This window comes from Bacillus mesophilus, from assembly GCF_011008845.1.
GTDB classification, from domain to species: domain Bacteria; phylum Bacillota; class Bacilli; order Bacillales; family SA4; genus Bacillus_BS; species Bacillus_BS mesophilus.
In genome coordinates this window covers 119,001-145,511 of the sequence record NZ_JAAIWM010000008.1, presented here as the reverse complement: position 1 = coordinate 145,511, position 26,511 = coordinate 119,001, and the positions used below count along the sequence as shown (strand labels likewise).

The 26,511-nt window shown below is 34.3% G+C and carries 29 protein-coding genes, 1 rRNA gene and 1 pseudogene; 5 read left to right on the top strand and 26 right to left on the bottom strand.

The genetic code is table 11. The features are described from left to right. The 11 genes from G4D63_RS18605 to G4D63_RS18555 all read right to left on the bottom strand — a co-directional run. Nucleotides 1-92: ribosomal RNA gene (locus tag G4D63_RS18605) — 16S ribosomal RNA — on the bottom strand; the annotation flags it as partial. Nucleotides 93-873: 781 nt separating this feature from the next. Further along, on the bottom strand, nucleotides 874-1,467 hold the full coding sequence (locus G4D63_RS18600) for a DNA-binding protein (protein ID WP_163181494.1): 594 nt from the start codon (nucleotides 1,465-1,467) through the stop codon (nucleotides 874-876). Nucleotides 1,468-1,605: 138 nt separating this feature from the next. Further along, nucleotides 1,606-1,758 (bottom strand): hypothetical protein, encoded by a 153-nt coding sequence (locus tag G4D63_RS18595; protein WP_163181492.1) that lies wholly within the window; start codon nucleotides 1,756-1,758, stop codon nucleotides 1,606-1,608. 9 nt (nucleotides 1,759-1,767) lie between these two features. Continuing rightward, the gene (locus tag G4D63_RS18590) at nucleotides 1,768-2,943 is read right to left on the bottom strand and encodes a Ger(x)C family spore germination protein (RefSeq protein WP_163181491.1); all 1,176 of its coding nucleotides are present in this window, start codon (nucleotides 2,941-2,943) and stop codon (nucleotides 1,768-1,770) included. Then, nucleotides 2,930-4,039, bottom strand: a complete 1,110-nt coding sequence (locus tag G4D63_RS18585; protein ID WP_163181489.1) for a GerAB/ArcD/ProY family transporter — start codon at nucleotides 4,037-4,039, stop codon at nucleotides 2,930-2,932. Before G4D63_RS18585 ends, G4D63_RS18590 begins: the two co-directional genes overlap by 14 nt. A gap of 2 nt (nucleotides 4,040-4,041) precedes the next feature. Continuing rightward, on the bottom strand, nucleotides 4,042-5,670 hold the full coding sequence (locus G4D63_RS18580) for a spore germination protein (protein ID WP_163181487.1): 1,629 nt from the start codon (nucleotides 5,668-5,670) through the stop codon (nucleotides 4,042-4,044). Between the two features lie 71 nt (nucleotides 5,671-5,741). Next, nucleotides 5,742-7,535 carry an oligoendopeptidase F gene (pepF, locus tag G4D63_RS18575; RefSeq protein WP_420837831.1) on the bottom strand — a complete coding sequence of 598 codons (1,794 nt, stop codon included), beginning with the start codon at nucleotides 7,533-7,535 and terminating at the stop codon, nucleotides 5,742-5,744. A gap of 60 nt (nucleotides 7,536-7,595) precedes the next feature. Next, nucleotides 7,596-8,096, bottom strand: coding sequence for a GNAT family N-acetyltransferase (locus G4D63_RS18570; protein WP_163181483.1), 501 nt, complete (start codon nucleotides 8,094-8,096; stop codon nucleotides 7,596-7,598). A gap of 365 nt (nucleotides 8,097-8,461) precedes the next feature. After that, nucleotides 8,462-8,773, bottom strand: coding sequence for an iron-sulfur cluster biosynthesis family protein (locus tag G4D63_RS18565; protein WP_163181481.1), 312 nt, complete (start codon nucleotides 8,771-8,773; stop codon nucleotides 8,462-8,464). 26 nt (nucleotides 8,774-8,799) lie between these two features. Beyond that, the gene (locus G4D63_RS18560) at nucleotides 8,800-9,591 is read right to left on the bottom strand and encodes a nucleotidyltransferase domain-containing protein (protein ID WP_239586025.1); all 792 of its coding nucleotides are present in this window, start codon (nucleotides 9,589-9,591) and stop codon (nucleotides 8,800-8,802) included. Nucleotides 9,592-10,231: 640 nt separating this feature from the next. Beyond that, nucleotides 10,232-10,789, bottom strand: a complete 558-nt coding sequence (locus tag G4D63_RS18555; protein ID WP_163181479.1) for a CBO0543 family protein — start codon at nucleotides 10,787-10,789, stop codon at nucleotides 10,232-10,234. Between the two features lie 156 nt (nucleotides 10,790-10,945). Between G4D63_RS18555 and G4D63_RS18550 the strand changes: the two genes are divergently transcribed. After that, nucleotides 10,946-11,332: a GtrA family protein gene (locus tag G4D63_RS18550; RefSeq protein WP_163181478.1), complete on the top strand. Its 387-nt coding sequence runs from the start codon at nucleotides 10,946-10,948 to the stop codon at nucleotides 11,330-11,332. Nucleotides 11,333-11,440: 108 nt separating this feature from the next. On the opposite strand, the gene G4D63_RS18545 is transcribed toward G4D63_RS18550, so the two are convergent. The 10 genes from G4D63_RS18545 to G4D63_RS18500 form a co-directional block, all read right to left on the bottom strand. Further along, entirely contained in the window at nucleotides 11,441-12,073 is a 633-nt protein-coding gene (locus tag G4D63_RS18545; RefSeq protein ID WP_163181476.1) for a response regulator, read from the bottom strand. Continuing rightward, nucleotides 12,066-13,112, bottom strand: coding sequence for a sensor histidine kinase (locus G4D63_RS18540; RefSeq protein ID WP_163181474.1), 1,047 nt, complete (start codon nucleotides 13,110-13,112; stop codon nucleotides 12,066-12,068). Before G4D63_RS18540 ends, G4D63_RS18545 begins: the two co-directional genes overlap by 8 nt. Next, nucleotides 13,109-13,840, bottom strand: a complete 732-nt coding sequence (liaF, locus tag G4D63_RS18535; RefSeq protein ID WP_163181472.1) for a cell wall-active antibiotics response protein LiaF — start codon at nucleotides 13,838-13,840, stop codon at nucleotides 13,109-13,111. Before liaF ends, G4D63_RS18540 begins: the two co-directional genes overlap by 4 nt. Before the next feature lie 96 nt (nucleotides 13,841-13,936). Then, nucleotides 13,937-14,578, bottom strand: coding sequence for a PspA/IM30 family protein (locus G4D63_RS18530; RefSeq protein WP_163181470.1), 642 nt, complete (start codon nucleotides 14,576-14,578; stop codon nucleotides 13,937-13,939). Nucleotides 14,579-14,597: 19 nt separating this feature from the next. Then, the gene (locus G4D63_RS18525) at nucleotides 14,598-14,948 is read right to left on the bottom strand and encodes a lmo0954 family membrane protein (protein WP_163181468.1); all 351 of its coding nucleotides are present in this window, start codon (nucleotides 14,946-14,948) and stop codon (nucleotides 14,598-14,600) included. Nucleotides 14,949-15,284: 336 nt separating this feature from the next. Then, nucleotides 15,285-16,052, bottom strand: a complete 768-nt coding sequence (locus G4D63_RS18520; RefSeq protein ID WP_163181467.1) for a hypothetical protein — start codon at nucleotides 16,050-16,052, stop codon at nucleotides 15,285-15,287. 30 nt (nucleotides 16,053-16,082) lie between these two features. Beyond that, nucleotides 16,083-16,382 carry a hypothetical protein gene (locus G4D63_RS18515; protein WP_163181465.1) on the bottom strand — a complete coding sequence of 100 codons (300 nt, stop codon included), beginning with the start codon at nucleotides 16,380-16,382 and terminating at the stop codon, nucleotides 16,083-16,085. A gap of 113 nt (nucleotides 16,383-16,495) precedes the next feature. Further along, the gene (locus G4D63_RS18510) at nucleotides 16,496-16,681 is read right to left on the bottom strand and encodes a hypothetical protein (RefSeq protein WP_163181463.1); all 186 of its coding nucleotides are present in this window, start codon (nucleotides 16,679-16,681) and stop codon (nucleotides 16,496-16,498) included. A gap of 252 nt (nucleotides 16,682-16,933) precedes the next feature. Continuing rightward, nucleotides 16,934-17,419 (bottom strand): hypothetical protein, encoded by a 486-nt coding sequence (locus tag G4D63_RS18505; RefSeq protein WP_163181461.1) that lies wholly within the window; start codon nucleotides 17,417-17,419, stop codon nucleotides 16,934-16,936. Nucleotides 17,420-17,520: 101 nt separating this feature from the next. Continuing rightward, on the bottom strand, nucleotides 17,521-17,982 hold the full coding sequence (locus tag G4D63_RS18500) for a hypothetical protein (protein ID WP_163181459.1): 462 nt from the start codon (nucleotides 17,980-17,982) through the stop codon (nucleotides 17,521-17,523). A 138-nt stretch (nucleotides 17,983-18,120) separates the two neighbouring features. Between G4D63_RS18500 and G4D63_RS18495 the strand changes: the two genes are divergently transcribed. Next, the gene (locus G4D63_RS18495) at nucleotides 18,121-18,384 is read left to right on the top strand and encodes a hypothetical protein (RefSeq protein WP_163181457.1); all 264 of its coding nucleotides are present in this window, start codon (nucleotides 18,121-18,123) and stop codon (nucleotides 18,382-18,384) included. A gap of 358 nt (nucleotides 18,385-18,742) precedes the next feature. On the opposite strand, the gene pdxR is transcribed toward G4D63_RS18495, so the two are convergent. Beyond that, complete coding sequence (gene pdxR / locus G4D63_RS18490; protein ID WP_163181455.1) at nucleotides 18,743-20,143, bottom strand: MocR-like pyridoxine biosynthesis transcription factor PdxR; 1,401 nt, start codon at nucleotides 20,141-20,143, stop codon at nucleotides 18,743-18,745. Between the two features lie 143 nt (nucleotides 20,144-20,286). Between pdxR and G4D63_RS18485 the strand changes: the two genes are divergently transcribed. Continuing rightward, nucleotides 20,287-20,691, top strand: a complete 405-nt coding sequence (locus G4D63_RS18485; protein ID WP_163181453.1) for a GNAT family N-acetyltransferase — start codon at nucleotides 20,287-20,289, stop codon at nucleotides 20,689-20,691. Between the two features lie 43 nt (nucleotides 20,692-20,734). On the opposite strand, the gene G4D63_RS18480 is transcribed toward G4D63_RS18485, so the two are convergent. After that, nucleotides 20,735-21,232 (bottom strand): GNAT family N-acetyltransferase, encoded by a 498-nt coding sequence (locus tag G4D63_RS18480; protein WP_338024008.1) that lies wholly within the window; start codon nucleotides 21,230-21,232, stop codon nucleotides 20,735-20,737. Between the two features lie 85 nt (nucleotides 21,233-21,317). Beyond that, the gene (locus G4D63_RS18475; RefSeq protein ID WP_163181452.1) at nucleotides 21,318-21,776 is read right to left on the bottom strand and encodes a DinB family protein; all 459 of its coding nucleotides are present in this window, start codon (nucleotides 21,774-21,776) and stop codon (nucleotides 21,318-21,320) included. Nucleotides 21,777-21,999: 223 nt separating this feature from the next. Between G4D63_RS18475 and G4D63_RS18470 the strand changes: the two are divergent. Next, nucleotides 22,000-22,582: pseudogene (locus G4D63_RS18470) on the top strand (YqcI/YcgG family protein). 123 nt (nucleotides 22,583-22,705) lie between these two features. Here G4D63_RS18470 and G4D63_RS18465 read toward each other — a convergent pair. Both G4D63_RS18465 and G4D63_RS18460 read right to left on the bottom strand, forming a co-directional pair. Continuing rightward, complete coding sequence (locus tag G4D63_RS18465) at nucleotides 22,706-23,176, bottom strand: hypothetical protein (RefSeq protein WP_163181450.1); 471 nt, start codon at nucleotides 23,174-23,176, stop codon at nucleotides 22,706-22,708. Between the two features lie 1,258 nt (nucleotides 23,177-24,434). Next, complete coding sequence (locus G4D63_RS18460) at nucleotides 24,435-25,805, bottom strand: MATE family efflux transporter (RefSeq protein WP_163181448.1); 1,371 nt, start codon at nucleotides 25,803-25,805, stop codon at nucleotides 24,435-24,437. A gap of 126 nt (nucleotides 25,806-25,931) precedes the next feature. Between G4D63_RS18460 and G4D63_RS18455 the strand changes: the two genes are divergently transcribed. Next, on the top strand, nucleotides 25,932-26,504 hold the full coding sequence (locus G4D63_RS18455; RefSeq protein WP_163181447.1) for a YdcF family protein: 573 nt from the start codon (nucleotides 25,932-25,934) through the stop codon (nucleotides 26,502-26,504). The last annotated feature ends 7 nt before the right edge of the window (nucleotides 26,505-26,511 follow it).

Below are 26,511 nucleotides of genomic sequence, written 5' to 3'. Positions count from 1 at the left end.
CCGCCGCTAATCTCCGAAGAGATTCGCTCGACTTGCATGTATTAGGCACGCCGCCAGCGTTCGTCCTGAGCCAGGATCAAACTCTCCAATAAAGTGAAACTTCCGTCAGTGGGTGTTGTTCCCGCTGATGGTTAGTTGAACTAATCGGGGTGTTAGCGAATGTTTTCCCGTTAGGGAAATACAGTCGATTACACCGGGATAAAGTGTTTGATTGCTCATTACACCGGCAATCTACTAGTAAATAGTAGATTTACTTATATTACTTTGCGTTGGTTTTTAAAAACCAACACGCTTGACGTTTTGTTTAGTTTTCAAAGAACTCATAGCTCGTAATGTTGAGCGAATAATTAGTATATCACGTTTACTAGATTACATTCAATGTGAATTTTTTCTAATTAACTGTGAAAACTAGTTTTCATCATCATGTTTTTTGAGCGGATATTCAATATATCATGTTTCATGGAATAGATGCAAGATGAATTTTCTTCCATTTCACCGATCATTGATTTTCTTCAATCACTCTTTCGAGCGGATTACCAATATAACATGTTTAATAGATGAGGTTCAATATGAACTTTCTTCCATTTCTGCATTCATTATTTTCTTCAATTACTCTTTCGAGCAGATAACCAAAATATCACGATCCCTTCAGTGGTTCAATGTTAACTTTTTCCTAAATTTAGTGTAAACTTACAAGTTTTTTATAGCATTCTGGGTTTTTATTGTTTATACAAAATTATAACCCCTCTAACTAGAGGTCATTGTGGGTTTCTTCATCCATGTTTTCTTGAATATTCCATACTTCAAGTAACACTATCTTATAACGCCAGATAAATAAAAAACACCTTTAAATTAAATTTTTAAAGGTGTGATCTAGTTAATATTTTGAACTAACTTCAGGGAAGATTTCATTCTATGGTACTTTCTTTCAACACTACTGTTTGTTCGGTTTAATGATTTTGCCACTTCTTTAAAGCTCATTCCCATAGAGATAAGGTCTCTTAGCTCTCTTTCTTCTTTTATTGTCCAGGATTTGTAATTTTGTTGTTCAACTTTAGAGTCTTGAACTCTTTCGTGTTTTACCCAATCTGGCTCAGGAGGTATAGTATGAGGGTCAATTCTTGAGAAATCCAGCCTTTCTCTATTCTCTTCTGCCCATTTCCAAAAGTCTTTAGGGTCGACGAAGCTAAATTTTTTTGTTGCTCTTGTAGTTTTTTTGATGCTTTTTAAACCATAATTCTTAATCCACCCACAGACTGTCTTTCTTTCCACTTTTATTAGACGGCTTAATTCACCTACTGTGAGTTGTCCAAATTGCTCTTTTGTATTAGATAATCCGATTCTATTTAATTTTAGAATAACAGCTTGTTCACTACGATTAAGTTTTTGAGCTATACTGGAAATTTTAATATGTCCAACATTCTCTTCTAAAAAGTTTATTTCATCTAATGTCCAATTCCTTCTCATTTGAAATCCTTCCCTTAGAAACTGATATACAAGTTATTATAGGAAATGAATATCTTAAAGACCATAGGAAGGGATTCCTGAAAATCATTGAAATCATTATAGGATAGTACTACTTTTCGAAGAATTTCTAGGAAGAGATTACTTGTCTCCCTCCTCCTGCTTCCAAGGCGGATTTCCCGCTTTTAGAACTTTCTCCATGGATTTAGATAGTGTAAATGGTATAGCAAAAGCTAAGGCAGCAAAAAAAACATCTCTAACACTAGGTGTAAATACTTCAAGAATTTCTCTCATTTTCTCTCCTTATTCAAGTGATGATTTAATAATTGCTCCATTTCTACTTACAGTTACATCTATGCTTAAATCAATTTCACTTTTAGAAAAATAGTTTTCTCCAAAATCCCAATTATCTTTAAGCTTCTCCCAATGTTTTGACTCTTGGACCATAATTGCCCTCCCAAATCCAAGTACATCTGTTTTCATTTCTTTTTGAACTTCATCTATTGCTAATCCTACAAAATAACGGATTTTTTCTTCTACAGCTTTTTCAATTTGCTTGATGTCTTTTTGTTCTAATAAGTTGATTGGAGCAAATGATTCTGGAATGGACCCCGTTGTAGAGATATTAATCTTAAACTTAATATCTTCTTTACTAGATACGATAGGTTTAATTTGCGTTTTCACTTCATTGATTTGAAAGATGATAACTTCCCCACCTAACTCCGCCTCAAGAAGTCCTCCTTTTATTTCACCTGTAAGAAAGTTAGCTCCTTCGGTTGCATCTTCTCTAATAAATCCCACTAGTTGATCTGATTTACCGTTTATAACTGCGTGGCCAGTAAGTTTCACTTCTTCTTTACTTAACTTTGAAACCATTTGTATCATAAAGCTTTCTGTTCCTAATAAGTGTCCATGTAAATCACCTATTCTTGTTGGTGGGACCATTCTCGCATTTTTGTAGTTATTACGAGAAATAGATTGAATAAACATTGATGGTAACTTTTCATTACCTGGCTTAAACTCTAGTATGTCTTTAGCTGAATCAGGTGTGATCATTACTTGAATTCCTCTTCGCATTTCTGGATATCTAAGAAAAAAATCTATTACATCTGGGAATTTTTCGGATTTTGCCACCTCTTCCGATATGACGATTAATTTGATATGTTCATAAAAGGGTGATCTACTTGTCTGAGCGGCAACTGTTCTTACCATCTCAAATATAGTGTTCCCCACAGATTCAATGTTTTGATAGGCTTCTTGTGTTCCCTCACCACTACTAGATCCTGATCCGCTCATAGCAGCAGGGACAACGAATTGCTGAGTTAGTTTGAGCAACTTATCTCCCTCTTCACCTTTTTTTTCAGCCAAATCAATACCGACACCAATTACAAAGCCACGTTGTTCAATTTCAATTGAGTCCCAGCAACCTGAATTCATTAGTAAAATGAGTAGAATTGTTAATATCTTAATTTTCCGCATCTACATGAACCCCTTTAATTCGTTGAACTATATACAGAAGGACCGCAAGTATAACACCATAAAAAAGTCCAATTCCCGCTATCACCTTACCTAACATTTGAATTTGATTTGTATTTTCAGGTGTTATCGAAATTAAAAAGACCAAAGGAGATAAAATAAAAATCAATGTATTCTTTTTAATGCTAAAAATGGATTTTAATAGATGTACTACAATATCGAGTGCCATGGAGGCAGTATTAAAGATTGTCATAATCCATACAGTGAAAAAGATAGACTCAAACCTTTCCAAAAACCCACCTGGAGCTTGAATTTCTTTTGCTATCTCAATAGTAGGATAGGTAATTTGGGCAGTTGCCATGTTACCAAAAACCCCTACAGCTACCGCAAATATAATGAGATAAAGAACAATGGGAATCCCTATTCCTAATATGGTCATTTTGGGGGCATCCTTTGGGTTTTTCATTAAAGAAATATAAACTAGGATTACGACATACCCAATGTAAGAAAACACTGTTTCTTGAGCTGCACGCCAATAACCTACAAGTGGTGTTGTAAAAGTAGGTCGTAAACTATCTATTTCAAACAAGGGAATGTTAAATCCCTGTACAAGAAGAGTAACCCCTAATACAATAGGCAAGAACATCATGTTTAATCGGAGTAATGCGATTCTAGTACCCATTACAGCGTAAACTACAACTAAGATGAATACCAATGTTACTGCCTCTATTGGCGTTCGGTCAAACATGTAAAGCTTTGAGATATTGGCAACTACTCTTGCTTCTAGAGAGCAAGTAAACAAAAATGTTAGAGCCAAAATAATAGTTAAACAAAAAGCAATCGGCTTTGTTAATAAAAGCGAACAGTATTCAAAGAAATTTTTTTGAGAAAAGGTGGAGACAACTTTAGCTAATAACCACCCAAAAAACATAAAAAATAGTCCAGCAGCTAGAATGGAAATCCAACCATCAAAGGTTTTAGTATGTGTTGCAACCAACCTAGGTAGGGTCAAGATTCCCACACCAATTGACATCGATGCGATAATATACACTAATTCCTTTCCGCCTATTTTACTATCCGCATATTCGAAGGGCCTCATTATTACTTCCTCCCTTTCATACGAACGTCATCTCCGGTTTGCATTAACTTGGGTCTGTTACTGAAAAAGGTTACTGGTGCTCTAAGGACCAAATCCTTCCAATCTTTATAGAAGCTTGGTGCAAATGGTACAGTATAAGGGACGCCGAATGATTTAAGGTTCGCCATATGAACGTTAATAGCGATATAGGTTAGGATGATTCCATAAAATCCAAATACACCTGCAACAATGAGAAAAACGAAGCGAAGCATTCTAATTGAAATTGCAAAAGAATAAGTAGGAATAACAAAGGTTGAGATCGCCGTAACAGCCACAACAATAACCATGATTGGACTAACTATTCCGGCACTAACGGCAGCCTCCCCGATCACTAGACCTCCTACGATCCCCACTGTTTGCCCGATTGGTTTAGGTAACCTGACCCCAGCTTCTCTAAGGATTTCCATGGTTAACTCCATAAAAAATGCTTCAAACAATGAAGGAAATGGAACTCCTTCTCTAGTTGAAATGATCGAAAAAGCTAATTTCGAAGGAATCATGCCGGGATGAAAAGATACAAGAGCTACATATAAGCTTGGTAAAAACAAAGCTACAAAAGCGCAAAAATAACGTAATATCCTAATCAGGGTACCAATATACCACCGTTCATAATAATCCTCAGGAGATTGTAAGGTTTCTCCAAAAGTTAGTGGGGCAACTAATGCAAAAGGGGTACCATCTAGAAAAATAGCAACCTTCCCTTGTGTTAGTGCAGCCGAAACTTTATCCGGTCTTTCTGTATTTAAGACTTGTGGAAAGGGTGATAAAAAATTATCCTCGATCCATTGTTCTACATAGCCTGTTTCAGGGACATCATCCATATCAATTGTTTCTACTCTTCGGATTACCTCATCAATAATTTGGGGATGAGCAATACCGGCAATATATGAAATGACCAAATCTTTTTTGGAACGCCTGCCAACCTTAAACGATTCAAATCGTAAATTGGGATCCCTTATTCTCCTTCGTATGAGAACCATATTCGTTCGAATATTTTCTGTAAACCCATCTCTTGGGCCACGTACCAACGCTTCAGTTATTGGTTCTTCAATTGACCGACTCTCCCAGCCTCTTGTACCTATCACTATTCCTTGATCGAGACCATCAATTAAAACAGCAGTATCACCCGATAGAATATCTAACATAAGTTCATCCAACGTAGACACGGTTTTCAACTCTGCTGCTGAGAAGACTTCATTTTTAAGGTACTCAATAAATGACGTTGAAGGAGATAGTGGTTGATTTTTTAAAGTAGATACATCTTCTTGAAAATTTTTTATAATGAACTCATTAAGGGTTGCCTTATCAATTAATCCATCAAAATAGACTAAAGTTACTTTATAATTACCTACCTGTAACCTTCTAGTTACTAAGTCACTTGGGGAATCCATCAGGTTAATAATAGTATTTACATTCTTTTCTAAATCAGAAGTTAATTGAGGTTTATTTTTACTTTCTATGTGGGAAGAATGATTTTGATTCTGACTTGATGACTGACTTCTTCTTCTGAAAAAACCGAACAATCTAATACACCTCTTATTTAGAGAGTTTATGTTATCCCTACTATTTCCATCAGTAGAAGGATTATGCATGTTCCTAAAACACAGTAAAAAAAGAGTGTTGAAAATCAAATGATTTTCAACACTCTTTTATAATAGATCAATTATAGTGAGGCAAACTCCTCTACCAAGTCACTAAAGATAGATAAGGCATTTTGGATAGGCTCCGGTTTCATTAAATCCACACCTGTTTTCTTTAGTAATTCTAAAGGGTATTCCGAGCTACCACTCTTTAAAAACGTTAAATAATTTTGTAAAACTTCTTGATCTCCTGACAGAATTTTATCAGCTATTTGGATGGCTGATACATAGCCAGTAGCATATTTATAAACATAGAAAGGTCGGTAGAAATGTGGTATACGAGACCAGCCATACTTAACTTCTTCATCAAATTCGAGAGCTTCACCATTGTAAACTCGGAATATATCTTCATAAATGGAGTTGAAAATCTCAACATTTAATGGCTCATCTTGTTCAGCCTTTTCATGCGTGAGCTTTTCAAACTCTGCGAACATCACCTGAGTAAAAAATGTCCCCTTAAAGCTATCTATAAAATAGTTCAATAAATACTTCTTCATTTGTGTATCTTCTGTTGTCTCTAATAGATAACGTATAAGTAAAATCTCATTAACAGTGGAAGCCACTTCTGCTACAAAGATCGAGTAACCAGCACTAATTTGAGGCTGGTGTTTACTACTATAGTAAGAATGCATCGCGTGACCACATTCATGGGTTAATGTGAATAAACTTCGAATGTCATCCTGATGGTTGAGGAGTACAAATGGATGAACACCATAAACACCCATATTATAGGCACCCGACCTCTTAGCTGGTGTTTCCCTTACATCAAAATAACGCTTTTCTTTAAAGCTAGCTAACGTTGAAACATAATCTTCACCTAATGGCTCTAGGCTCTTTAGCATTAAGCTATAGGCTTCTTCATATGAGATTTCTTTTTCAACACCTTGAACTAAGGACACATTTAAATCATATGGACGCAATTCTTCTAAACCGAGAAGTTGCTTCCTAATTTCAGTATACTTGTGCATAGGTGCAATATGATCTCTCGTTACTTGGATTAGGTTTTCATAGACTTCCTTAGGAACAACATCAGAAAATAAAGCTTTTTCTAAAGCTGATGGATATTCTCTTAATTTTGTTGTTAGTACATTATTTTTAATTGCAGAGGCAAGTGTAGAAGCAATTGTGTTTTGTTGCTCTACATATGGTTTATAGTAAGCTTTGTAAGCTTCCTTACGTTTCTCTCGATCTTCACTTTTTATCAGTTTTGCAAACATTCCTCGTGTTAATTCTACCTTTTCCCCGTCATCATTTGTCACTTCGCCAAATTTAATGTCTGCATTATTAATCATCCCGTAAATTTTACTCGGTGCAGCAAGTGCCTCACCCATTAGTGCTACTATTTCTTCCTTTTCCTTTGACAGTACATGCTTCTTATAACGATATGCCTCATAAAGGTCTTTTTCAAAATAGGTAAGACCCTCTGCTTCTTCTATGTAGTTCTTTAGGGTTTCTTCCTCCAAGCCTAATAAGAAAGGCATAAAAAATGCTCTAGCAGCACTTACCTGCTGCCCTAATTGGGATGCCTTATCTCGAAGGACTTGAGCGGAAGTAACACGAGTATCAAGATCGTTTTGAAGCATTCCGTAAGCAAATAATTTTCTATAAACAAAACTTATTTCCTCTTCAAGTTTGAGGTAGTTTAGTAGTAATCCACCGTTATGTATTTGACCATCAAATTCTTTTAATTTTTTTGTAAGTTCAACAACTTGTTCGTAATCCTTTTGCCAAGCTGCTTCACTCTCATATATGTCTTCTAGTCTCCAAGTTTCTTCTACCGGTACAGCTTCTCTTGTTTGATATGTATTCAAAATAATTCTTCTCCTCTCATGCTGAATATCTTTTAATTATACGATATTTCAAACAATTTTGTTAGATTAAGAAATCTTATATTCAGATTGGTTCAATTCATATATATACTGTTCGGCACCAAACCTCTGCACTTTTTCCTTAAGAGTCATCCCTAATTTTTCAAGCACTTTACATGAAGCAATATTGGCAGCTTGAGTTTCCGCCACTAGTCTTGTTAAGTTAATCTCATAAAACGCGTAATCAATTATAGCTTTAATTGTTTCACTAGCATACTGGGCTCCCCACCATTCAGGAAGAAGTTGGTATGACACCTCTATAGATTCCCCATCATGATGTGTGTCCAATGAAATAAGCCCAATAAAATTCAATGACTTTTTATCTCTAATACACCAGTAATGATGTATGTTACTTTGAGTTAATAGTTTCAAAATGTTCTTTTTTACTTTTGCTGCTTCAACCGGCCCTCCTAGGAACCTCCTTACTTCCTCACTAGCGTACAATTTAATTATATCTGTTAGGTCTTGGTCCGTTATCCTCATAATAAAGCACCTTTCAGTCTGGAACATTTAATCCTCCTTCTAAAACAAAAAGCCATATTCTTAGAATATGACTTTTTTTGCTAATCGGAAAGTATAAAGGAATTCAGTGTTGAAAGAACTATCCAAAAGCTGAGTTAGAAAGTGTTTTTATTTACTCATTCTCTTTGGAGTCTTCCTGATCGTGTTCATTTAAATAAGGATTCTCCGTTGTAGCAAAATTAACCGACTGTAGACTTTACTCAGAATCCATACCGTAATAGCCCTTTAGTTGATGTTCTACCAGTTCTCCACTACTAAACATCGGTTCCTTTTTGTTATCTTTATTCATTGTATTCCCACCTAACATCTTTTTCTTAGTATGTGCGGGCATTTAGAAAACATGAAAAAAATCATTACTTTCTACCGAGCTGTAAGTTATAACGATACGTCTCTTCATTAGAGTACAATTTATAGCCAAGGTTATCATTATAGTCTATATAAATAGTTTCTGGTAAATGTTCTTGACTATCTTTTGAAATTAAAAGATCAATACCGTCAATATTCATTTGTTTATCATTTACTTTTTTGTTATCTATATAGAGATGATGATCTATAAATAATGCACAACTTCCAACAAAAATTGCTTCAATTCTTATTCCCTCATGTTCATTTAAGGGTATTGTCTTTAATTGATTGATAGCTAATGGTTTCAACACCACTTTCATGTTATAACAACAACTCCTACTATTATCTAGAAAAATATATTTTTACTTTCCGGGTGAATTATGATTTTTAATGATTTCAGGTTATTAGGTTTCTTTGTTTTTCCTAATGTAAACCCATCAAATAATCTACCTCCAAAAGGATTTAGGACAGAATCAACTACCTCAATCAATTCGTTTTTACTTTCATTACGATAGAAGGACTCTTGAGCTTGCACCAAACTTTTTGCAATATCTTCATCATACTGTTCTAAACAACGATATGTCCATTTTGATGTTCCAACCCACTTATTATTCGTTCTTAATATAAACTCACAGAGTAAGTCCACTAAGTTTTGTACAATAAAAAGTTCTTCATTTCTATTTTTACATCCAATCAAGTCATCTAGTGTATCAGATATAAAATACTGTTTCAGCTTGATTGTATCTTCTGACCAACTTTTTGGTCCTCTTTCTAACAATTCTTCTGCCTCCATTTTAAGCAGCTTGATAAATTCACTGTTTTTTAAGATTATTCCTTCTGAAACCATATTTGGTAGGGTTGGTCTTGCTCTTTCAATATCCTTTGTAAAAAACAACTTATATGAAGTAAGATTATGGACGAATACTTCAATATTCCATTCATGAAAAATGAGAGATTCCCTATAAGATGACTCTACGCTTTGGTCAAACACAATAATATCAAGATCAGAGGTATGTGTAACTTTCCCACTTACTACACTACCTGCTAAAAGCGCTGCATGACTAGTAGGAAAGTATTCTGTTATAAATTTTTTTGCAACCTCAACGGAATTTTCCTTGCCTGTTAAGAAATCCTCCAAAAATACCACTTCCTTTATAAAGAACGTTTCATTATGATTTCGGCACTATATAAGAAATACCTTTTTAGAAAAATATGTTTTACCATTTAATTTTATACTTTGGCCTAGTTGTTGTTTGGAACCTGAACGAACTAAACAATATTTATATTCAGGATAGCTATTTGTGTGACAATATATTCAAACTATAGAATAATCCATTATTCATTTAAGTGGCTAGTAGACAAAGTTGTTAAATTTTTCCATCACTACAAGAAATAAAAGCTACTAGAAATACTAGCTTTCAGACATCATTCATTTAAAGTGAAGGGCAGAAAGCTAGCCACTCTCCATCCCTGTTTTCTTTTATCTATCTCAGAAATTTTCGCTTCTCCATCCTGCCATTCTACAAAATTACTTCAATTTGTCATATAGTCTTCCCTGTGAGGCTGAGCCAACCTATTTTTTGGTGCATGATAAATTTGTAATTATTATAGATTTTATCTACAATTTCTTGTGTATATGATTGCAGTAAAAACTCATCTAATTCGTCCTTTGTTGCAAAGAAATTACTCCTACATAACGATACACTTACTTCACCATTATAGATTAACGTTTCAGGCTCTCTGCCTCCTTCTTGGTGTAGGACAACACTCTAAACTAACTATGACTTCGAATACCTTGTAAAAATATTAGCAATAATTACTGCGATAGCAAGTCCTGCTAAATAAAACATTAATAGCTGAAAATACGTGAAGTTAGGTGACATATAAAATAGTCCGAACCTTACAAATAAAGGCTTAAGAATAAAAGCAAATAACACTGCTAATCCAATAACGCTAAAGTAAAAGATAGGACCTTTTTTGTATGTATACTGATAAACAAACATGCATGATATGGGGAGTAATGAAGCGTCTAATGAAAAATTTGACACAAGGTAGCTTGTAATCTGAGTGGGATATCCCCATAAGCCTTCATTTATCCCATAAATATCAATATAGATGGCAATAGAGTGAATAGCAAAACCGAAGAATCCAATCTCAAAAATCCTCTTCCGATCTATAAAGACTGCCAACATAAGAAGAGGGATTATTAGCAAAAAAAGATTAATCCAAAATTCCCATGTATGAAAACTAGAGTATAGAACCCAATACTCATGGAAACTTTCAAAAAGTTCTATTCTATTTTCAACAATTTGTTTGAAAAATTCTTTTTGATTCATCTATTCTCACTCTCTTCAGTAGACGCATTTAATAAAAAAAATAATAAACCCTCTTAAGAACTACACATATAATTCATATTTTGTACCATTAGTGAGAAAATTATGTTTTAATATTAGGGGCTTGTAGGACATATGAAGAGTTAGAAGGGAAGGCATATGAGATTAGTAAGAAATGACTTTTCACTCAAATTTATTAAATACAGCATTGTTGGTGTAGTCAACACAGCAATTTACTTTATTTCAATGTTTTTACTAGTAGAAATTGTTGGTATTGAACCTGTCGTAGGATCAGCCATGTCTTTTATCGTCATGACAATCTTCTCTTTTACATTGAATAAGATGTATACATTTGGTGGGGATTTTACGACAACAAAACTAGTGCGTTTTTTTATCGTTTCAACTCTAGGTTTTGTTCTCAACTATATGATCATGTTTAGCATTGTGACTCTCCTGAACTTCCATTATTTTTGGGGAGAATTGGTGACCGTTCTTGTTATTCCACTCCTGAATTTTTCATTAAATTATTTTTGGACCTTTAAGTAAGCTATAACAATATTTATCGAGCGAAAATAATTTAAAATCGATATCTGATTGTATTAAAAAAACCTGTCTTATTCAACAGGGTTTTAATTATTCTATTATGTTAAAGCATTAGATAACTAGATTGTGCTTAAAGGCATATATTACAGCTTGAGTTCGATCTTGCACGTCCAGCTTTGTAAGTATATTACTAACATGAACTTTCACTGTTTTTAGCGCAATAAAGAGTTCATTTGCAATATCTTGATTTGTTTTACCTTGGGCTATTAGTAATAGTATCTCAAGCTCTCTTTCCGTTAGTTGATCATGAAGATGCGTCTGTTGTTTTTGGCGCATTTTTGTCATAATTTTACCTGTCACTTCAGGCTCAAGTATCGTTTGCCCTAAAAATGTTGCACGAATAGCGTCTGCAATTTCATTTGCTTTTGATGTTTTCAACATATAGCTAGCAGCACCCGCTTCAAGCGCAGGATAAACCTTATCATCATCTAAAAAGCTAGTAACTATAATAATCCTAGCTTCGGGCCAAGATTCAATAATTTTTTTGGTGGCTTCTATTCCATCCATTTTCTTCATAACGAGGTCCATTAAGATAATATCTGGCTTAAGTTCAAGAGCTAGTTTAACTGCAACTCCTCCATCCTCTGCTTCAGCAATAACATTAATATCAGGTTGAGCAGACAAATAAGCTGACACTCCGATTCTTACCATTTCGTGATCATCTGCAAAAAGCACCTTAATCATTGTCACTCAACCCTTTCTTTATGTATGGTACTTTAACCTCTAAGCGAGTACCCTGGTTCTCTATACTTATGATTTTCAAAGTACCACCTACCTCAAGCGCTCTTTCATGCATGTTTCGTAAACCGTAGGTGCTTGTTTTTTCTTCTTCAACTTTAAATCCTATTCCATCATCAACTACTCTTAGTATTACATGATCATCCCGCTCAATTAACATGACATTCAGTAAATTTGCCTTTGCATGACGTAGTGCATTTGAAACCGCTTCTTGAAGAATGCGGAACAATTGATCCTCCACACCTTTGTCTATATCAAATGATTCAATTTTTGATTCAATGGTCATTGGAACTTTATTCGTAAGCTCTTTCAACAGCTCTTCAACTCCAGCCTTTAAGGTTTTCCCTTTTAATGCTGCAGGTCTCAAGTGTAGAAGGAGTGCTCTTAGATCCATTTGTGATTGATTAATCATATTTTCTACCATCATTAACTGTTTTTTTTCTGAATCTTCTAAGCTAGAATTAGTTACATTAATAGCTGATATTAACATAGATGCACCAAAAAGTTGCTGACTAACTGAATCATGTAGCTCACGTGCTAACCGATTCCGCTCCTGAACAACAACCTCTTGTAAGCTTTGTTCTCTTTCATTTGCTCTTTCTGTTGCAAGTCGCTGTGAAGCCTCAGCTTGTTTCTTAAATTTAACTTCAAGATCAAATAATTGTTGTTGGATCGCGTTAACTTCTTCTATGGACTCTGAATCTAACCTAGTAATTTTTTGTCCTCTCAATAGCTCATCAATCTGCCGATAAATATGTTGTAGCTTTTCGCGCCAAAATAACGCATAGGAAATACCACTAATTAATCCAACACCAAGTCCAACCGTGCTAACTAAAACCCAATACGGAATACCAAAGAGATGAACTTTCGAAAGTTCAGACCAATTTTGCAAAGGAAAGGTAATGAACGTAGTAATGAGCACCAATATGGTAGTAATAAAGGTAACAAATATACCGATTAATATGTGTTTTTGGAGAATACTCATCTTCTTTTCACCTCAATATCACCAGACCAAATAGAGGTGATAATTTTCACTCTTGGTGAGTTCGAATGATATCCTTCTGTAATATAGGAGATCGACTGATTGAGTAATTTTTCATGATGCATTCCAAATAAGTCAGCACGTCCCATCATTGAACTATGAAGAAGATGAACCTCCACTTCATATGGAACATATATCGTAATGTTTCCAACAAAATGGCGAATAGAAATGATAGATTCTGTAGGGAGAACTGTGTTACTCAAGTCTATGATACGACTTCCGAACCCACCATGAATGTTAATATCACGCCATTCATATGCACCTTCATAAGTCTTTTGATCACCAAAAAAACGTTGCTGTAATAATGGCTCAATTTTGATTAATGGTTCCCGTTGTTGATCAATTGGCTCTTTAGCGAAATAAGGAACCACCCTTTCTGGCGACTTTTGAGAACGAACATAATGATAGAAAAAGTATATGATTGCAGCAATAAGTAAAAAGCGAAACGCTGTCATGTTAAAAATGGTTATGATTAATAATATGAAACCAATCCAAAAGACCACCTTTGCCCAGATCTTCTGGTATCTATTCCAACCAAAATATATAAATAAGGAAGAGAATATGACTGTAAACACAAGATCTCCATTGGAGAATGAAAGTTCAGCAACTAAGAGGATTGCCCCTATAATCAAAACCTTATTAAGTGTATCTGTTGTTAATCGGTTAAACATAAGGAACCCCCTTTAATTGTTGAATTTATAGAATCAAGTTACTAAAAGACGCAGTCTTCCTGCGTCTATTTATCTCTATTGATAGAATACCATATTTTAGATTGCAGTAGCCTTAGCTTTTTCTTTTAATTCATTCTCTAGCTTCGCTATTTTGCTATCAAAACTATTTCTATAGTAGGCACTATTAACTTTATGCTCAAGGTTTTTGATATATTGATCAATTTCATTGAATCGCGAATAGGGTTGATCTGCAGTTTGACTCATAACATGATTGATCTGAAAGTTAGCTCTGGCCACATTTTCTCGTCCCATTAGTTCCATTCTTCTTAGCTGCATATCTTTCAATCGATGTTTCATTTCCTCATACTTTTGTTCTAACTCTGTAAGTTGAGCATTTGCCTCATCTAACATTTCCTTCATTCGGGAAGAACGTGTTTGATATTCTTCAAATTCTCTCATAGCAAAGGTATATAAGGTTTCCTCACCTGCTTTTTGAGCTACCTCTGCCTGGTGCTTTCTTTTATTAGCCATCTCGAAAGCTAGAGTGTATTCCTTCTGAAACTCTTCCTTAAGTTTATACTGCCTTTCTACTAACTTTCGTACCTTTTCGGTTTCTTGTTCACTTTGACGCAAATATTGATTAAGTTTTGCAATTGGGTTTTTTTCCTCCTTTTCATCCATTAGTTCATGAAGATCAGATGATACAGAGTCTTTAATTCTTTTAAAGATGTTTGTCATTGTTTTCTCTCCCTTAATCTTATTTTGTAAGTTCAGCCCACTGTTTTTCAAAATTTGTAAAAGGATCATCTTTTATAGATTTTCCTATCTGTTCGTGTTTCTTTACTTTCCATTCCTTATAAATTAAGTAAAGAACATATGCTGCTGCAATCCCGATAACCGCATAAATATTTGAAATTGCGATACTTAGTAAAATCAGACCGATCATGACCCAACCAATCTTTTTAATAGTTGATTCTGTTTTTAGAAACTGTTTAACAAGTAGGTAAAGCAACCAAACACTTACTCCTAATAACACCATCGGACCTAAGTTCGCAATTACAATTACTAAGGCAATTACTCCTGCAGTGAATAATAAAAACTTTTTCATCTGTTTTTTTCCTCCTTTCTGATCTCTTGAGTCTATCTTACCTGTTACGCATATTCTTTATAATTGAGCCTGAGCTATATTTTCTACTAGGACTTGAGGCGTATATGCACTAAGCTTTTACATTGCACTTATATTAAAAAGAAGTCTTGGTTATATGTGTAGGAAACATGTAAGAAGTTCTAATCCTTTCACCTCGGGCTCGTAACTAAGCAGGTGAAGATAATACATATACTTAAGTAGAATGAAAAAGAGAACCGACATAGTCGATTCCCTTTTTCATGAATTATTAGTTATTATGCACACCTGCATACTCACAATAGGAATTTTGATACAAAATCATTCAAGAACTTCCCAAACAATGGTAAAACTACCTCTCAGTTGATCACCTTTTACAATAATGTTGTATTCACCTGAATGATCAGCTTTGAACAAATACCGCTCTTCACCTATGTCATTTAGTCCAACAAGCTGGTTTTTATCATCTTCTACACGTAGTCCATGTCCCCCGCCATTACTATTAATGAGGTTTATTGAAAAGCTTAAAGATTGTCCCTTCTCTAAGGGTATAGGAATTTCATGTTTTCCATTAAAATACTCAAATTCAGCAGTATAAGTGGAGTGACTTGTTGATTCATTCCACTTTTTCTTTTCTGTAAAGTCCATGCTCATTAACATTAGAATTAGTGCAGGAAGAAACAAGGAGAATCCAAATCTAAAAAGCAAAAACCGACTAGCAAGGTTTGTCCCGAGATAGAAAATAAGCGCTGAAAATGCTCCAACCGTACCAGCTATTACAGTAATTACTGACAAACCATTAAATAGAAAAAAGCCAAAACCAGCAAGAACATATAAGAAGGTTTTTGTTACCTGAGTTATTATCGAAAATTTTGCTTCTATAAAGTCAATTAAAATTGAACTTAATATCCCATATCCATAAAGGATAGCCCACAGAAATGGAGTAGACATGGTTTCACTAAATTCAAAGAGATCAAATTCTGATGCAAAAAAAAGGTAAATAGAAAATAAACATAAGATAAAGCCAGCGCCAGCAAGTTTTCTCATAAGGTAATTGCTTGTGTTATATAAACCATGTTTTAACTCCAAGAAATCACTCCTAACTTGTTTTAAAGGTGTTCAAATTATGGTGTGAATCCTTCTTCCTTTTAGAAATTCAAGTGTGTAAAAGTTTATAAGGCTAATAATAGGTATGAATAAAATAAGGATATAAGAACCAGTATGAGCAATCCCAAACATCCTTGATTCAACATGGAAATGAAAAATCCCCATAGTGAAAGAGGATAAAATAAGCATATTAACCACAACACCAACTAGGAGAGCAATCCATTTATTCCCCTTTTTTATATAAGTTAATATTAATAAAATAGAAGAAGACAATAGAGATAACAAAATAATTAATATATGGACTAAGTCCATATTTATCCCTCCCATTTAATCTTAGAAAGAATTTAGTAATCTTTATTAGGAACTTACAGTAGCTTGAAAGTAATTCTTATCAATCCTACCTTTGATTTCTCTAAATCTTCTCCTTATCTATCATTATCCAAATCATCATCTAGAAAGGATTTCTTCTCCTCATCGTTGCCATACTTCTTTTCAAAGCGTATTCCGATTACCGAACTGTTTATTCCTCTTCTAACTGCCGTTTCAATCACAATATATAGAATAAATAAAGAAACAATATATACAAAGATAGCTTGACCGATTGATTCCACTTCACACACCTCCTGTTTTTTTTTTAAAACAATCTACTTTAAATCTTAATTGTATCTTTTTATGATGGCTTTAGCAGAGTTACTAAGTTCGAACCTACACTTCTAGAACACTTCTTATAATAAAGTTACCATGGTAATAGAGAAGCCACTCAACCAAACGGCTTATATGTTTTTTGTTCTGAATTGATAATGTTCAACAAAAAAATCACTACTCCTTCTGAAAGTAGTGATTTTTATAATTTATTATTATTATTACTGTTTCACACAATCTTCATTAAGATCTTTGAAGGTTATATACTTACCACGGGCAATTCTTTTTTTATCAATCTTCCATTTGTTCTTTTTACGTTTAAGTTCAAGCAATATATTGGTACCGTTTAACTCTTTATAATGTATATAAGCATGAGTTGCCTCAGTTATAGTTGAAGTAGTATCATCCTTTATAATAACAAGGTGTTTTTCTCCCATTGACGCTCCTTCAAGTAAACTTAATAACGATTCTAATTGACGGTCCCTTTTTTCTCTCTTAGAAATTAAACTACATAAACTCTTGGAAGTAAATGTCCGCTTCTTATTACTTTCAATTTCTTTTAAGACCGGAAAGCTTAAATAAACATCATACTGAATTTCACGTTTAAGCTGAGCTATGCATTCATCAAAAGGCATAGGTGTGGAAACAATTGGTTGTTGTTCAAGCAGCATAAATAACATGAAGGAAGATAACAAAAACTTAGCCAAGGTGATTAACCCCCACTTTTACCTTTTTAATTATCGTTCCTTTGAAATTTTTCTTCTATACCCGCTTATCATAAATATCCTTACATTGATCTAAACATGTGTTAAGATATCTGTTCTAGATATCTTACAGGTACATAACCAACTTCCTCTATGGATTCAATTCTTACTTTTACTTGATCATAACCTCTCTCTATTACCTTTACCTTAGTATCTTCTTCTACAAGTAGTAGTTCCCCTGCCTGTATCATTTTTTCTATATTTTCATAATTCGAAGCTTCAATATATCCATAGAGATCTTCGTAAACCGACTCTTTCACAGGAACTAAAACATCCCTAGTAATTTCAGCAGTTTCTCCTTCAGAAACAAACAGCTTGTCTGCTTCATCAGCAGTTTCGCTTAGATCCTGTTTCATTGTAGTAACTACTTCCCTCACTTCAGATTCAAGAATTTCCTTAGCTTGATTCATCTCAGTTTCTAATTCTTCTGTTTGATAATCTACTACTTGACTACTACATCCTCCTAGTAAAACAATTGCGAGAATAATGATTAGTTTTTGCATCATTATGTATCCCTCCTTAATAGTCCTTTTCACCATATAAGCCATGTTTAAACATGAGGGATCATAGGATTCCTTAGGTTAAATTTTAAAACTTAACAAATACTTTAATTAAGTACTATTTGGAAAGGGGGGATTATTAAAATGAGAAAGCCATCAATTCTATCTATATTTATACTTATAGGTTTAACAGCATGTGGAACTACTAATGGAAATACGATAAAAAATGATGAAGATCAAACTAACTACAACCCTGTGAGATATGAAGGAATTAATGGAGAAATGGACAACCCGAACGATGGATATGGTAATTTTCTGATGAGTGATCCTAATGACCCAGCAACTGATCGTGCAAACATAGTGCCTGATCCGAATCCTTTTGATGAAACTGATCAAACTCAAGATTAAAGGCGCTATCACAGTTGATTTATGATATAGGATTTTTACTAGCCTATGTTGTTCTTATCTCCACTACAAACATCTTAGTTTGTAGTGGATTTTTTCTGCAATTTTTATTTTTAAGGCTTCTATTTTAAAGGCTCTTTTCTAAAACATTGTTGCTTTTCAATCACATGTGTCCAAAAATTCTCCTTTTTTATCTGTAAAATCGAGTTTTACTAGTTAGAAAAGAGCAACTTTCTTTATTTAAAGCACGGGACAATGTACTACCAAGTAAAAATCCAGCTTTTAGGATTTTTACGAAAGCAACAATCTATACGAAAATAGCCATTTTAAAAAATCTGACTTACTATTCATTGAAGATTTCTTAACTCCACGCTTTCTTCAATCGCATGATTCCCTTTTCTATTTCCTCTTCAGTTACCCCCCCAAAACCTAATAAAATACGAGGAAAATTATTTGGAGAAGAATTCTTATAATAGATCGAGGTTGGATATACCTTTACTTTATGTGTCTTCGCTGTTTCAAGTAACTCACTTTCTGACATCCCGTTTTTAACTGCAACGAGAATATGTAAACCAGCATGATCACCGATTATCTTAACTTGATCACTAAAGTTTGTCTCTATTGATTTTAATAATACTTTTTGTCTTCTACGGTATAAAGTTCTCATTCGATTAAGATGAGTTTCCCAATGTCCATTTTTCATAAATTGAAATAAAGTGTGTTGATGCAGTCGTGAAACTGTCTGTTTGTAAGTACTAAAGTGTCGTTTATATTCTTCTAGTAATTCCTGTGGTAAAACAGCAAAACTCACTCGAATTGAAGGAATGAGTGACTTAGAAAAAGTTCCTAAGTAAATTACTCGATTGAGAATATCTAAACCTTGCAAAGCTGGAATCGGTTTCCCCTTATACCTAAACTCTCCATCATAATCGTCTTCAATTATATAACCATTTGTTTCAGTAGCCCATTTCAACAGTTCCAACCTTCTCGCAATAGGCATCACCATCCCTGTTGGAAATTGATGTGACGGTGTAACATAGGTAACTGAGGCTCTACTCTCTATTAATTTTTTTACAATAAGACCATCTTGATCAAGTGGTATATATTTAAGAGTTACTCCTTGATGAATAAACGCCTCTCTTGTTCTGTGAAACCCGGGGTCTTCTATTGAGTAGATACAGTGCCTTCCTATTAGCATTGTTATAAAACTTATTAAATATTGAGTACCTGCTCCCAACACAACTTGTTGAGGTGTGCACCTGACTCCTCTAGATTGATATAGATAATTCACAATCTCGATTCGTAGGTTTAATTCACCTTGCACATCTCCATTATTAAATAGAGAACCCTCATCTTCAAACAGACTTTGAGCAGACAGTTTTCTCCATGTAAAATATGGAAATTGATCTAAAGCTATCTTCCCATGACTAAAATCTACTTCGTACTCCTCTCCTCTATTTTCAGTAATAGAAGGACCAGTTACAAATTTATCAGCACTTGAAAGTGGGTATTCCTCCAATTTTGCCACATACCTCCCTTTCCTGGGCTTGCTCTCAATATACCCTTCTGAAAGTAGTTGCAAATACGCCGTTTCAACAGTCTGTTGACTAATCTCTAGGTGAACTGAGAGCTTGCGTTTAGAAGGAAGCTTTACACCCGCATTGATCCGACCTTGTTGAATTTCTTCTTTTATATATGTATATAGCTGAATATAGAGCGGCTCAGACTTACTTATATTTAAATTAGGAGTAATCTCAATCATTTTGTCTTCCCCTTACACTTAAAACTGGCATGGTTAAATAATTATTAACTGGCACTTTTGATTATACCAGATTCTTTCTATAATCAGTTCATTAGAAAGTCTTGGTATTCGTCAAGATGTTTCAATAGTAGGGGGTATAAATAATGTGTAGTCATCAAATTAAGTTTAGTAATCAATTGATAAAACCAGAAGAATTAGCTGATCTGTTTAAAATGTCAGAGATTAGAAGACCGTACGAGGATTTAAACCGATTAAACAAGATGATACACGAAGCAGACATTCTAATAACAGCTTGGGATCAAGAGAAATTAGTTGGTGTCGCTAGAGCAATAACTGATTTTAGCTATTGCTGCTATTTATCAGATTTAGCTGTGCATAAGGACTACCAAAAACAAGGAATTGGAAGGAGACTAATTGAACTCACACAGAAGGAAATTGGTGAAGAAGTAACCTTATTGTTGCTGGCATCTCCAATCGCAATGGACTATTACCCACATATCGGATTTACAAAAGTAGAAAATGGCTACTTGATTCCTCGAACTAGATGAAAAAAGTGGCATAAGCCACTTCTTTATGTTATTTAAGTACTTATTAAAGATTTTTCCATCCATACGCCACTTCTGTATAATCGACTCCGCCGATTGTTATATTTGCGGAATCGATTTTTTGTCCACCTAGGGCTTCATAAAATAAACAAGATGGATTATCCTCAAGAACCCAAATCAATAAAGAGTGAATGTTGTTTATCTTCAGATCGTTGACCACAGATTGAACTAACTTTCTGCCGAATCCTTTTCTCTGAGCATCCTCTAGTAAATAGATAGCATATACTTCTCCTTCATAACCTTGATATTGTTTAGTTCTCTCTTTACCGCCTGAAGCAAACCCAACAATATTACCAGTATCATCTAAGGCAACAAATACCCCGCCATTTGGGATTACTTTCTTCCATAATTCTTCACGTTCTTCATAAGATAAACTATTCAATACTTCTTCGCTTACAATATTTTTATAAGTACTTCTCCAGCTATCAACATGAATCTTGGCAATAGAGACTATATCCTCGACTTGAGCATGTCTTATCATCATTACATTAAATCTCCCTTTTTTCATTTACTAGATTTTAAAATTAGGATTCATTTAATAACTTGAAGGTTTTACAAATGCAAGTAAATTATACTTTGCTTTTATAACCAATGATTCTCTTCATCGCCTTCATTTGACCTAAATGTTCAGCTTCATGATAAAGCATAAATCCAAATAGCTCACCAAAAGTTTTTATATCTCCTACAGGAAAGTTAAATGGTAATTTTTCTTCATAAAAAGACATTGGCAAATCTTGAATCCTTGAAGATTGGTCTTCTAATTGCTGAATTAACTCTTCTAAGGTTGGTATTTCACCTTGCCAATCGGAAGGCTTTGTCCCCATACCAAATAGTTCAGTATAATATAATGGAAGATTTGTAGATTTCTTTGGAAAACCAAACATAAAGTTTTCAGCTGACAATAATACATGCCCAACGTGCCAATGAATGGTATTATTAAATCCCTCTGGTTGGACATCGAAAAAGTCCCTATTAAGTTCTTTCACAAACTTCACAACTTGGCCACGAGTAATCTTAAACTGTTTCACACATTCAACCCCTTTAAAGTTTTCATCATACAACTTTACTATATTCAAAAAGGAAATAAAATACAATTACATCTTTCATTTCGCTCCATTACCTTAAATCCCTGTCTTCACTTAAAATAAATCCATATTTAAAATGGGACATTCACCTATATATCTTATCTGAATACACTATTAAAGCGTTTAGGAGGTGAATTCATTAGTGAGTCTATTAAGCAATGAAGACATGAATCAGCTAAATTTAGAGTGTTGGAAGAGAATGGCATTTGAAGAATTTAAAGATAAAATGGAAAACAAAGACAGGCCCTTTCCTTGTATTCCTGCTACACAAGGACACTCACTCCATCACTTTCGCTATGGATTTATTGGTGACCCTAGGCTTTTGGGAACAGCTAAACGGAATCAGCAAATTAGATGAAATGGAATGGCCAACTCATATACCAATAGACCCCCAAAATCCATTATGGGAATTCTGTTATCATAATGAGCAATACTTTATGTTCTGTGGAACACCTGCACATCAAAATAGACAAAGTAGGTATTCTTCTCACTTTATGCTAGCGATCACACCAAGGTGGGTGCTTGAAGAGTTCCACTCAGTTCCAAGCATAGTCGCAAAAATAAAGCCTGAAATACGCAAACGACTAGAAAAATACGACTCCATCTCCATCCATCCCGATTTAAATAGTTATGGTGAAGAAGATAACTTTGAATGGAGGCAGTATTTCTTACATGATGATGAAACTTCTCTTTCCAAATGTCCTTTTCATAGGGCGTTACGGTCAATGGGGAATAAGGATAAAAAATAAAGCCTTCTTTATGGAAGGCTCCTTGCTTTTCATATGTTGTTCATTTTCGATATGGGAGAGTAGACATGAAAACATGAAATCTAAAATAAATGACATTCACTCCGCAAATACAGATTTCAAATCTTATACCTTTCGAAAGCCTTCTTCATCTAAATACTGCTTCGCTTCATTATATGAAGGGAAGGTTCCATCTAGATTTTCACCTGCGTACACATTCCACATTTCATCTTCATATGTTACGACTAGCGTATGTTTATCAGCATTCATCCATGTTTCTTCTTCAAATACATCTTCATCCGGATTTACTTCAACCGTTCCTTCGTTTAGTGATGTAACCGACTTAATGATGACCTCACGTAATTCGTCTTCACTGAAATCACGGATATTTGTCATCCCTTTTTCATCCTTCTCATATCCATCGATTAACTCTGTATATACATATCCATTTCCATTAGGATGTAGATGATAAACAACATTCTTTTTATCACTTTCACTTCCTTCATAATGAAAGTTTACTCGCTTTAAAGATACATCCTTACGTGATAACTCTGGAAAAGATTGTATTATATGTAATTTCTGTTCAAATGTTAACATATTGCCTCCATGCAAAATTATTATTTACGTATTTACGTTAGTACAAGCTAGTACATTGCTCCCAAATTCTACATTATTTTTTTATATTATTCTACCCTTTTGTCGTTTAACTATCCTTTTTAATATCAGGCTGATTAAAACTAAGTTCCGATTTTCGTTAAGAACACTCACTTTTAGGGGGGCGTGCGGTGAGCATCCTCTGCGTTTGCAACGGAACCGAGTAACCTTTAAAACAGGTTCCTTATAAAAAAATAGAACTATTCCTAAAACTTGAAGTTTACAGATTACCTATAACTATTTGCATTTACTAGTCAATCTTGGGGGAAAATATATTGGAGGAAGATGTAAAACCAGATTGGTGGTGTTATGAAAAAAAACAATATTCCCTTTTTACTACTTGCACTCGTACACGTTTGTATGTTGATTGTACTATTTAAGAAAAAGAAAAAATACACATGGATTTTATTAATTTCAAACATGGGTTTTGCTTACCTTTTTGAATACTTCATACTTAATCTTTTTCAAGGATATAGATACAAACCAAAGTTTATGAAACAGCCTTACTTTGATAATATTTTTGGTGCAATTTTGTCACAAGGAATATATGTACCAATTACAGCAACATTTGTCACTATGTTTCGATTAAATTTCATATACAAAATAGGCTTTTGCATTTATTTCTACATGATTGAGAAACTTTTCATAAAACTAAAAGTATACAGCCTAAATTGGTGGAAACCTTCTTTTACCTTTATTACTCTAATACTGTATTTTTATTTGAGTGATGGGTTCTATACTGCTTTACGTGATAGAAAGAACTGGATCCTTTATACCGCTACGTTCCTATCCATTGAAGTGATTAGTGTAACATTCATGTTTTATTTGGCTGTATTTAGAAAAATCCGGTTTGGCCGCGGACACCTATATTCATGGCGGGAGCACTTTATAATTGCTCCATTATATAGTCTTTTAATAACTACTCTATCCGTAGTTCTTTCTTCTAAACCCGGATTAGTTTATCGCTCCTTGCTTATATCAACCAATATATTTATTGATCTAATCCTAAAGTCCAAGGATATTTTAAAAACGAATTTCAAGAAGGGCCTTGGGATCCTACCACTTCACTTTCTAATGATGATTATTTCTCGATTTCTTTATATAAAAATTGTTAAACAATCTTAATTTTTTGCTACATCCCCAGTCAAAAAAGGACACTGTTTTTTTAGTGTCCTTTTTTTAACAATCATGTGTTCTCTCATTAATTTACACCTTTTGCAAAAGGAGAAACGAACTTCTTCCTTTGTATATAAATAAGTCTTCCTGAAAGCCCTACTCCTGCAGCTAATAAACCAACAGTTAAACCAATCCAGTAGCCTGCTGCGTCTAATTTTGTGTAATGAGATAAAAGATAACCAACTGGAAGACAGATTAACCAATAAGAAATTAAGGTCATAATAAATGCAATGTTAACATCCTTATATCCCCTTAGAGCTGCCTGCGCGGTAGCTTGAAGGGCATCTGCCATCTGGAAAAACAGAGCATAAATCAGGAAACTTGCTGTTAAGGTCACAACTACAGGATCGTTTGAATAGAATCCTGCCACTTCATATCTAAAGAACACCACTAGTAAACCTGTAACTAGTGCCACTATTATAGATAAATTGATTCCTAACCAACTATAGGTTTTAGCATCTTTAAAGCGTACTGAACCTACCTCAAATCCTACCAAGACTGTTAGTGCCATTGAAATACTAATTGGAATCATGTAAAGAAAAGATACAATATTTAATGCAGACTGGTAGGCTGCGATGGTAGAGATGGCATACTTACTAATTAAAATGGTAACCACCGCAAACATGCTTGTTTCAAAAAAGCTAGATAGTCCCATCGGGATACCAATTTTTAAGATTTCCTTACTTTTTATCCAAGTGAAGGACTTAAAGTCAGTTAAGAATATAAAAGAGGAAAACGGTTCTTTTGTATGAATGATGTATGCTGTAATTAGGGCAATTGCCCAGAAAGTGATAGATGTTGCATATCCCGCTCCAGCCCCACCTAATTCTGGAAACCCCCATTTCCCAAAGATGAAAACATAATTTAGGACGAAATTAATCGGCAAGGATAAAACCATAATGATCATGACAACCCTTGTCTCACCAAGTGCATAAATAAACGATCGCAGAACATTAAAGATAAATAGAGGAATAATACCATAACTGAGTCCTACTAAATAATTAAAGGCAATTTCTTGTACTTCAATGGGTGCATCCATCATACTAAGTAAAGGGTCCAAAAAGAAATAACCTAGGATAATAACGAAGGTCGCAATGATGAATCCTAAGTAAATGCCATGAGTAACAACAGACGATACTTCCCTCTTCTTCTTTTCCCCAAAGCGTTGAGCAGCAATTGGAGAGACAGCGAGTAGGATTCCACTTAACCCAATAAACACTGGGTTCCATACAGCAGATCCTATCGCAACTCCCGCTAAATCTGTTGGGTTATACTTTCCGGACATAATTGTATTAAAGAACACCATTGAGAACATGCCCAACTGAGTGATTAATATTGGGATTAATAAGAAAGTAATTTGTTTAATTTTTTCCCGTAATGTATACGTTTGCTTCATAGATGATAGGCTCCTAATCTGTAAGTGTGCACATTCTATTATAGTCTACATTATATAGAGATTACATTTCTTTTTAATAAAGATTATAATTCTATAAAAGAGCGATGGGAGGTTTTAGATCAAACTATGAAAATTCCGTACCGTAGGCTTATTTCTTTTTTCCTTCTTATACTATGTATTTATATAGTAATCATCCATAACTTAATATCTAATACAGCCAGACAAGACCCTCCTCCAAATGCAGACTATCTAGTTGTCCTTGGTGCTAAAATCAACGGGGAAGAACTATCTCTAGCCTTATACTACCGGGTGTTTGCTGCTGTACAATATTTGAAAAATAACACCACAACTAAGGTTGTAGTTTCTGGCGGTCAAGGTCCAGGTGAATCAATTACAGAAGCTGAAGCAATGAAGAGGTATTTTTTAAATGAAGGGATTTCCGAGGAACGTATTATACTGGAAGCCGACTCAACCACAACCTTTGAAAATTTAAGTTTCTCTAAAAATTTAATTGACACTAATAAGCAAGTTATCATTGTAAGTAATGACTTTCATTTATATCGAACTACCATTATAGCAAAACGTCTTGGTTATGAAAATGTTCATACACTTGCTTCAAAAACACCTTGGATGGTGAAGCCAAAGCTTTGGGTAAGAGAGTATGCAGCTGTTTTAAAGACATGGATCTTTGATCATTAATGGAGGA

What these genes read in the sequence shown, in the direction of transcription:
- G4D63_RS18600 (WP_163181494.1), bottom strand. Translation starts at nt 1,467, where the DNA reads ATGAGAAGGAATTGGACATTAGATGAAATAAACTTTTTAGAAGAGAAT.
- G4D63_RS18595 (WP_163181492.1), bottom strand. Translation starts at nt 1,758, where the DNA reads ATGAGAGAAATTCTTGAAGTATTTACACCTAGTGTTAGAGATGTTTTT.
- G4D63_RS18590 (WP_163181491.1), bottom strand. Translation starts at nt 2,943, where the DNA reads ATGCGGAAAATTAAGATATTAACAATTCTACTCATTTTACTAATGAAT.
- G4D63_RS18585 (WP_163181489.1), bottom strand. Translation starts at nt 4,039, where the DNA reads ATGAGGCCCTTCGAATATGCGGATAGTAAAATAGGCGGAAAGGAATTA.
- G4D63_RS18580 (WP_163181487.1), bottom strand. Translation starts at nt 5,670, where the DNA reads ATGCATAATCCTTCTACTGATGGAAATAGTAGGGATAACATAAACTCT.
- G4D63_RS18570 (WP_163181483.1), bottom strand. Translation starts at nt 8,096, where the DNA reads ATGTTCCAGACTGAAAGGTGCTTTATTATGAGGATAACGGACCAAGAC.
- G4D63_RS18565 (WP_163181481.1), bottom strand. Translation starts at nt 8,773, where the DNA reads ATGAAAGTGGTGTTGAAACCATTAGCTATCAATCAATTAAAGACAATA.
- G4D63_RS18555 (WP_163181479.1), bottom strand. Translation starts at nt 10,789, where the DNA reads ATGAATCAAAAAGAATTTTTCAAACAAATTGTTGAAAATAGAATAGAA.
- G4D63_RS18550 (WP_163181478.1), top strand. Translation starts at nt 10,946, where the DNA reads ATGAGATTAGTAAGAAATGACTTTTCACTCAAATTTATTAAATACAGC.
- G4D63_RS18545 (WP_163181476.1), bottom strand. Translation starts at nt 12,073, where the DNA reads ATGATTAAGGTGCTTTTTGCAGATGATCACGAAATGGTAAGAATCGGA.
- G4D63_RS18540 (WP_163181474.1), bottom strand. Translation starts at nt 13,112, where the DNA reads ATGAGTATTCTCCAAAAACACATATTAATCGGTATATTTGTTACCTTT.
- liaF (WP_163181472.1), bottom strand. Translation starts at nt 13,840, where the DNA reads ATGTTTAACCGATTAACAACAGATACACTTAATAAGGTTTTGATTATA.
- G4D63_RS18530 (WP_163181470.1), bottom strand. Translation starts at nt 14,578, where the DNA reads ATGACAAACATCTTTAAAAGAATTAAAGACTCTGTATCATCTGATCTT.
- G4D63_RS18525 (WP_163181468.1), bottom strand. Translation starts at nt 14,948, where the DNA reads ATGAAAAAGTTTTTATTATTCACTGCAGGAGTAATTGCCTTAGTAATT.
- G4D63_RS18515 (WP_163181465.1), bottom strand. Translation starts at nt 16,382, where the DNA reads ATGGACTTAGTCCATATATTAATTATTTTGTTATCTCTATTGTCTTCT.
- G4D63_RS18500 (WP_163181459.1), bottom strand. Translation starts at nt 17,982, where the DNA reads ATGATGCAAAAACTAATCATTATTCTCGCAATTGTTTTACTAGGAGGA.
- G4D63_RS18495 (WP_163181457.1), top strand. Translation starts at nt 18,121, where the DNA reads ATGAGAAAGCCATCAATTCTATCTATATTTATACTTATAGGTTTAACA.
- pdxR (WP_163181455.1), bottom strand. Translation starts at nt 20,143, where the DNA reads ATGATTGAGATTACTCCTAATTTAAATATAAGTAAGTCTGAGCCGCTC.
- G4D63_RS18485 (WP_163181453.1), top strand. Translation starts at nt 20,287, where the DNA reads ATGTGTAGTCATCAAATTAAGTTTAGTAATCAATTGATAAAACCAGAA.
- G4D63_RS18480 (WP_338024008.1), bottom strand. Translation starts at nt 21,232, where the DNA reads ATGATGATAAGACATGCTCAAGTCGAGGATATAGTCTCTATTGCCAAG.
- G4D63_RS18465 (WP_163181450.1), bottom strand. Translation starts at nt 23,176, where the DNA reads ATGTTAACATTTGAACAGAAATTACATATAATACAATCTTTTCCAGAG.
- G4D63_RS18460 (WP_163181448.1), bottom strand. Translation starts at nt 25,805, where the DNA reads ATGAAGCAAACGTATACATTACGGGAAAAAATTAAACAAATTACTTTC.
- G4D63_RS18455 (WP_163181447.1), top strand. Translation starts at nt 25,932, where the DNA reads ATGAAAATTCCGTACCGTAGGCTTATTTCTTTTTTCCTTCTTATACTA.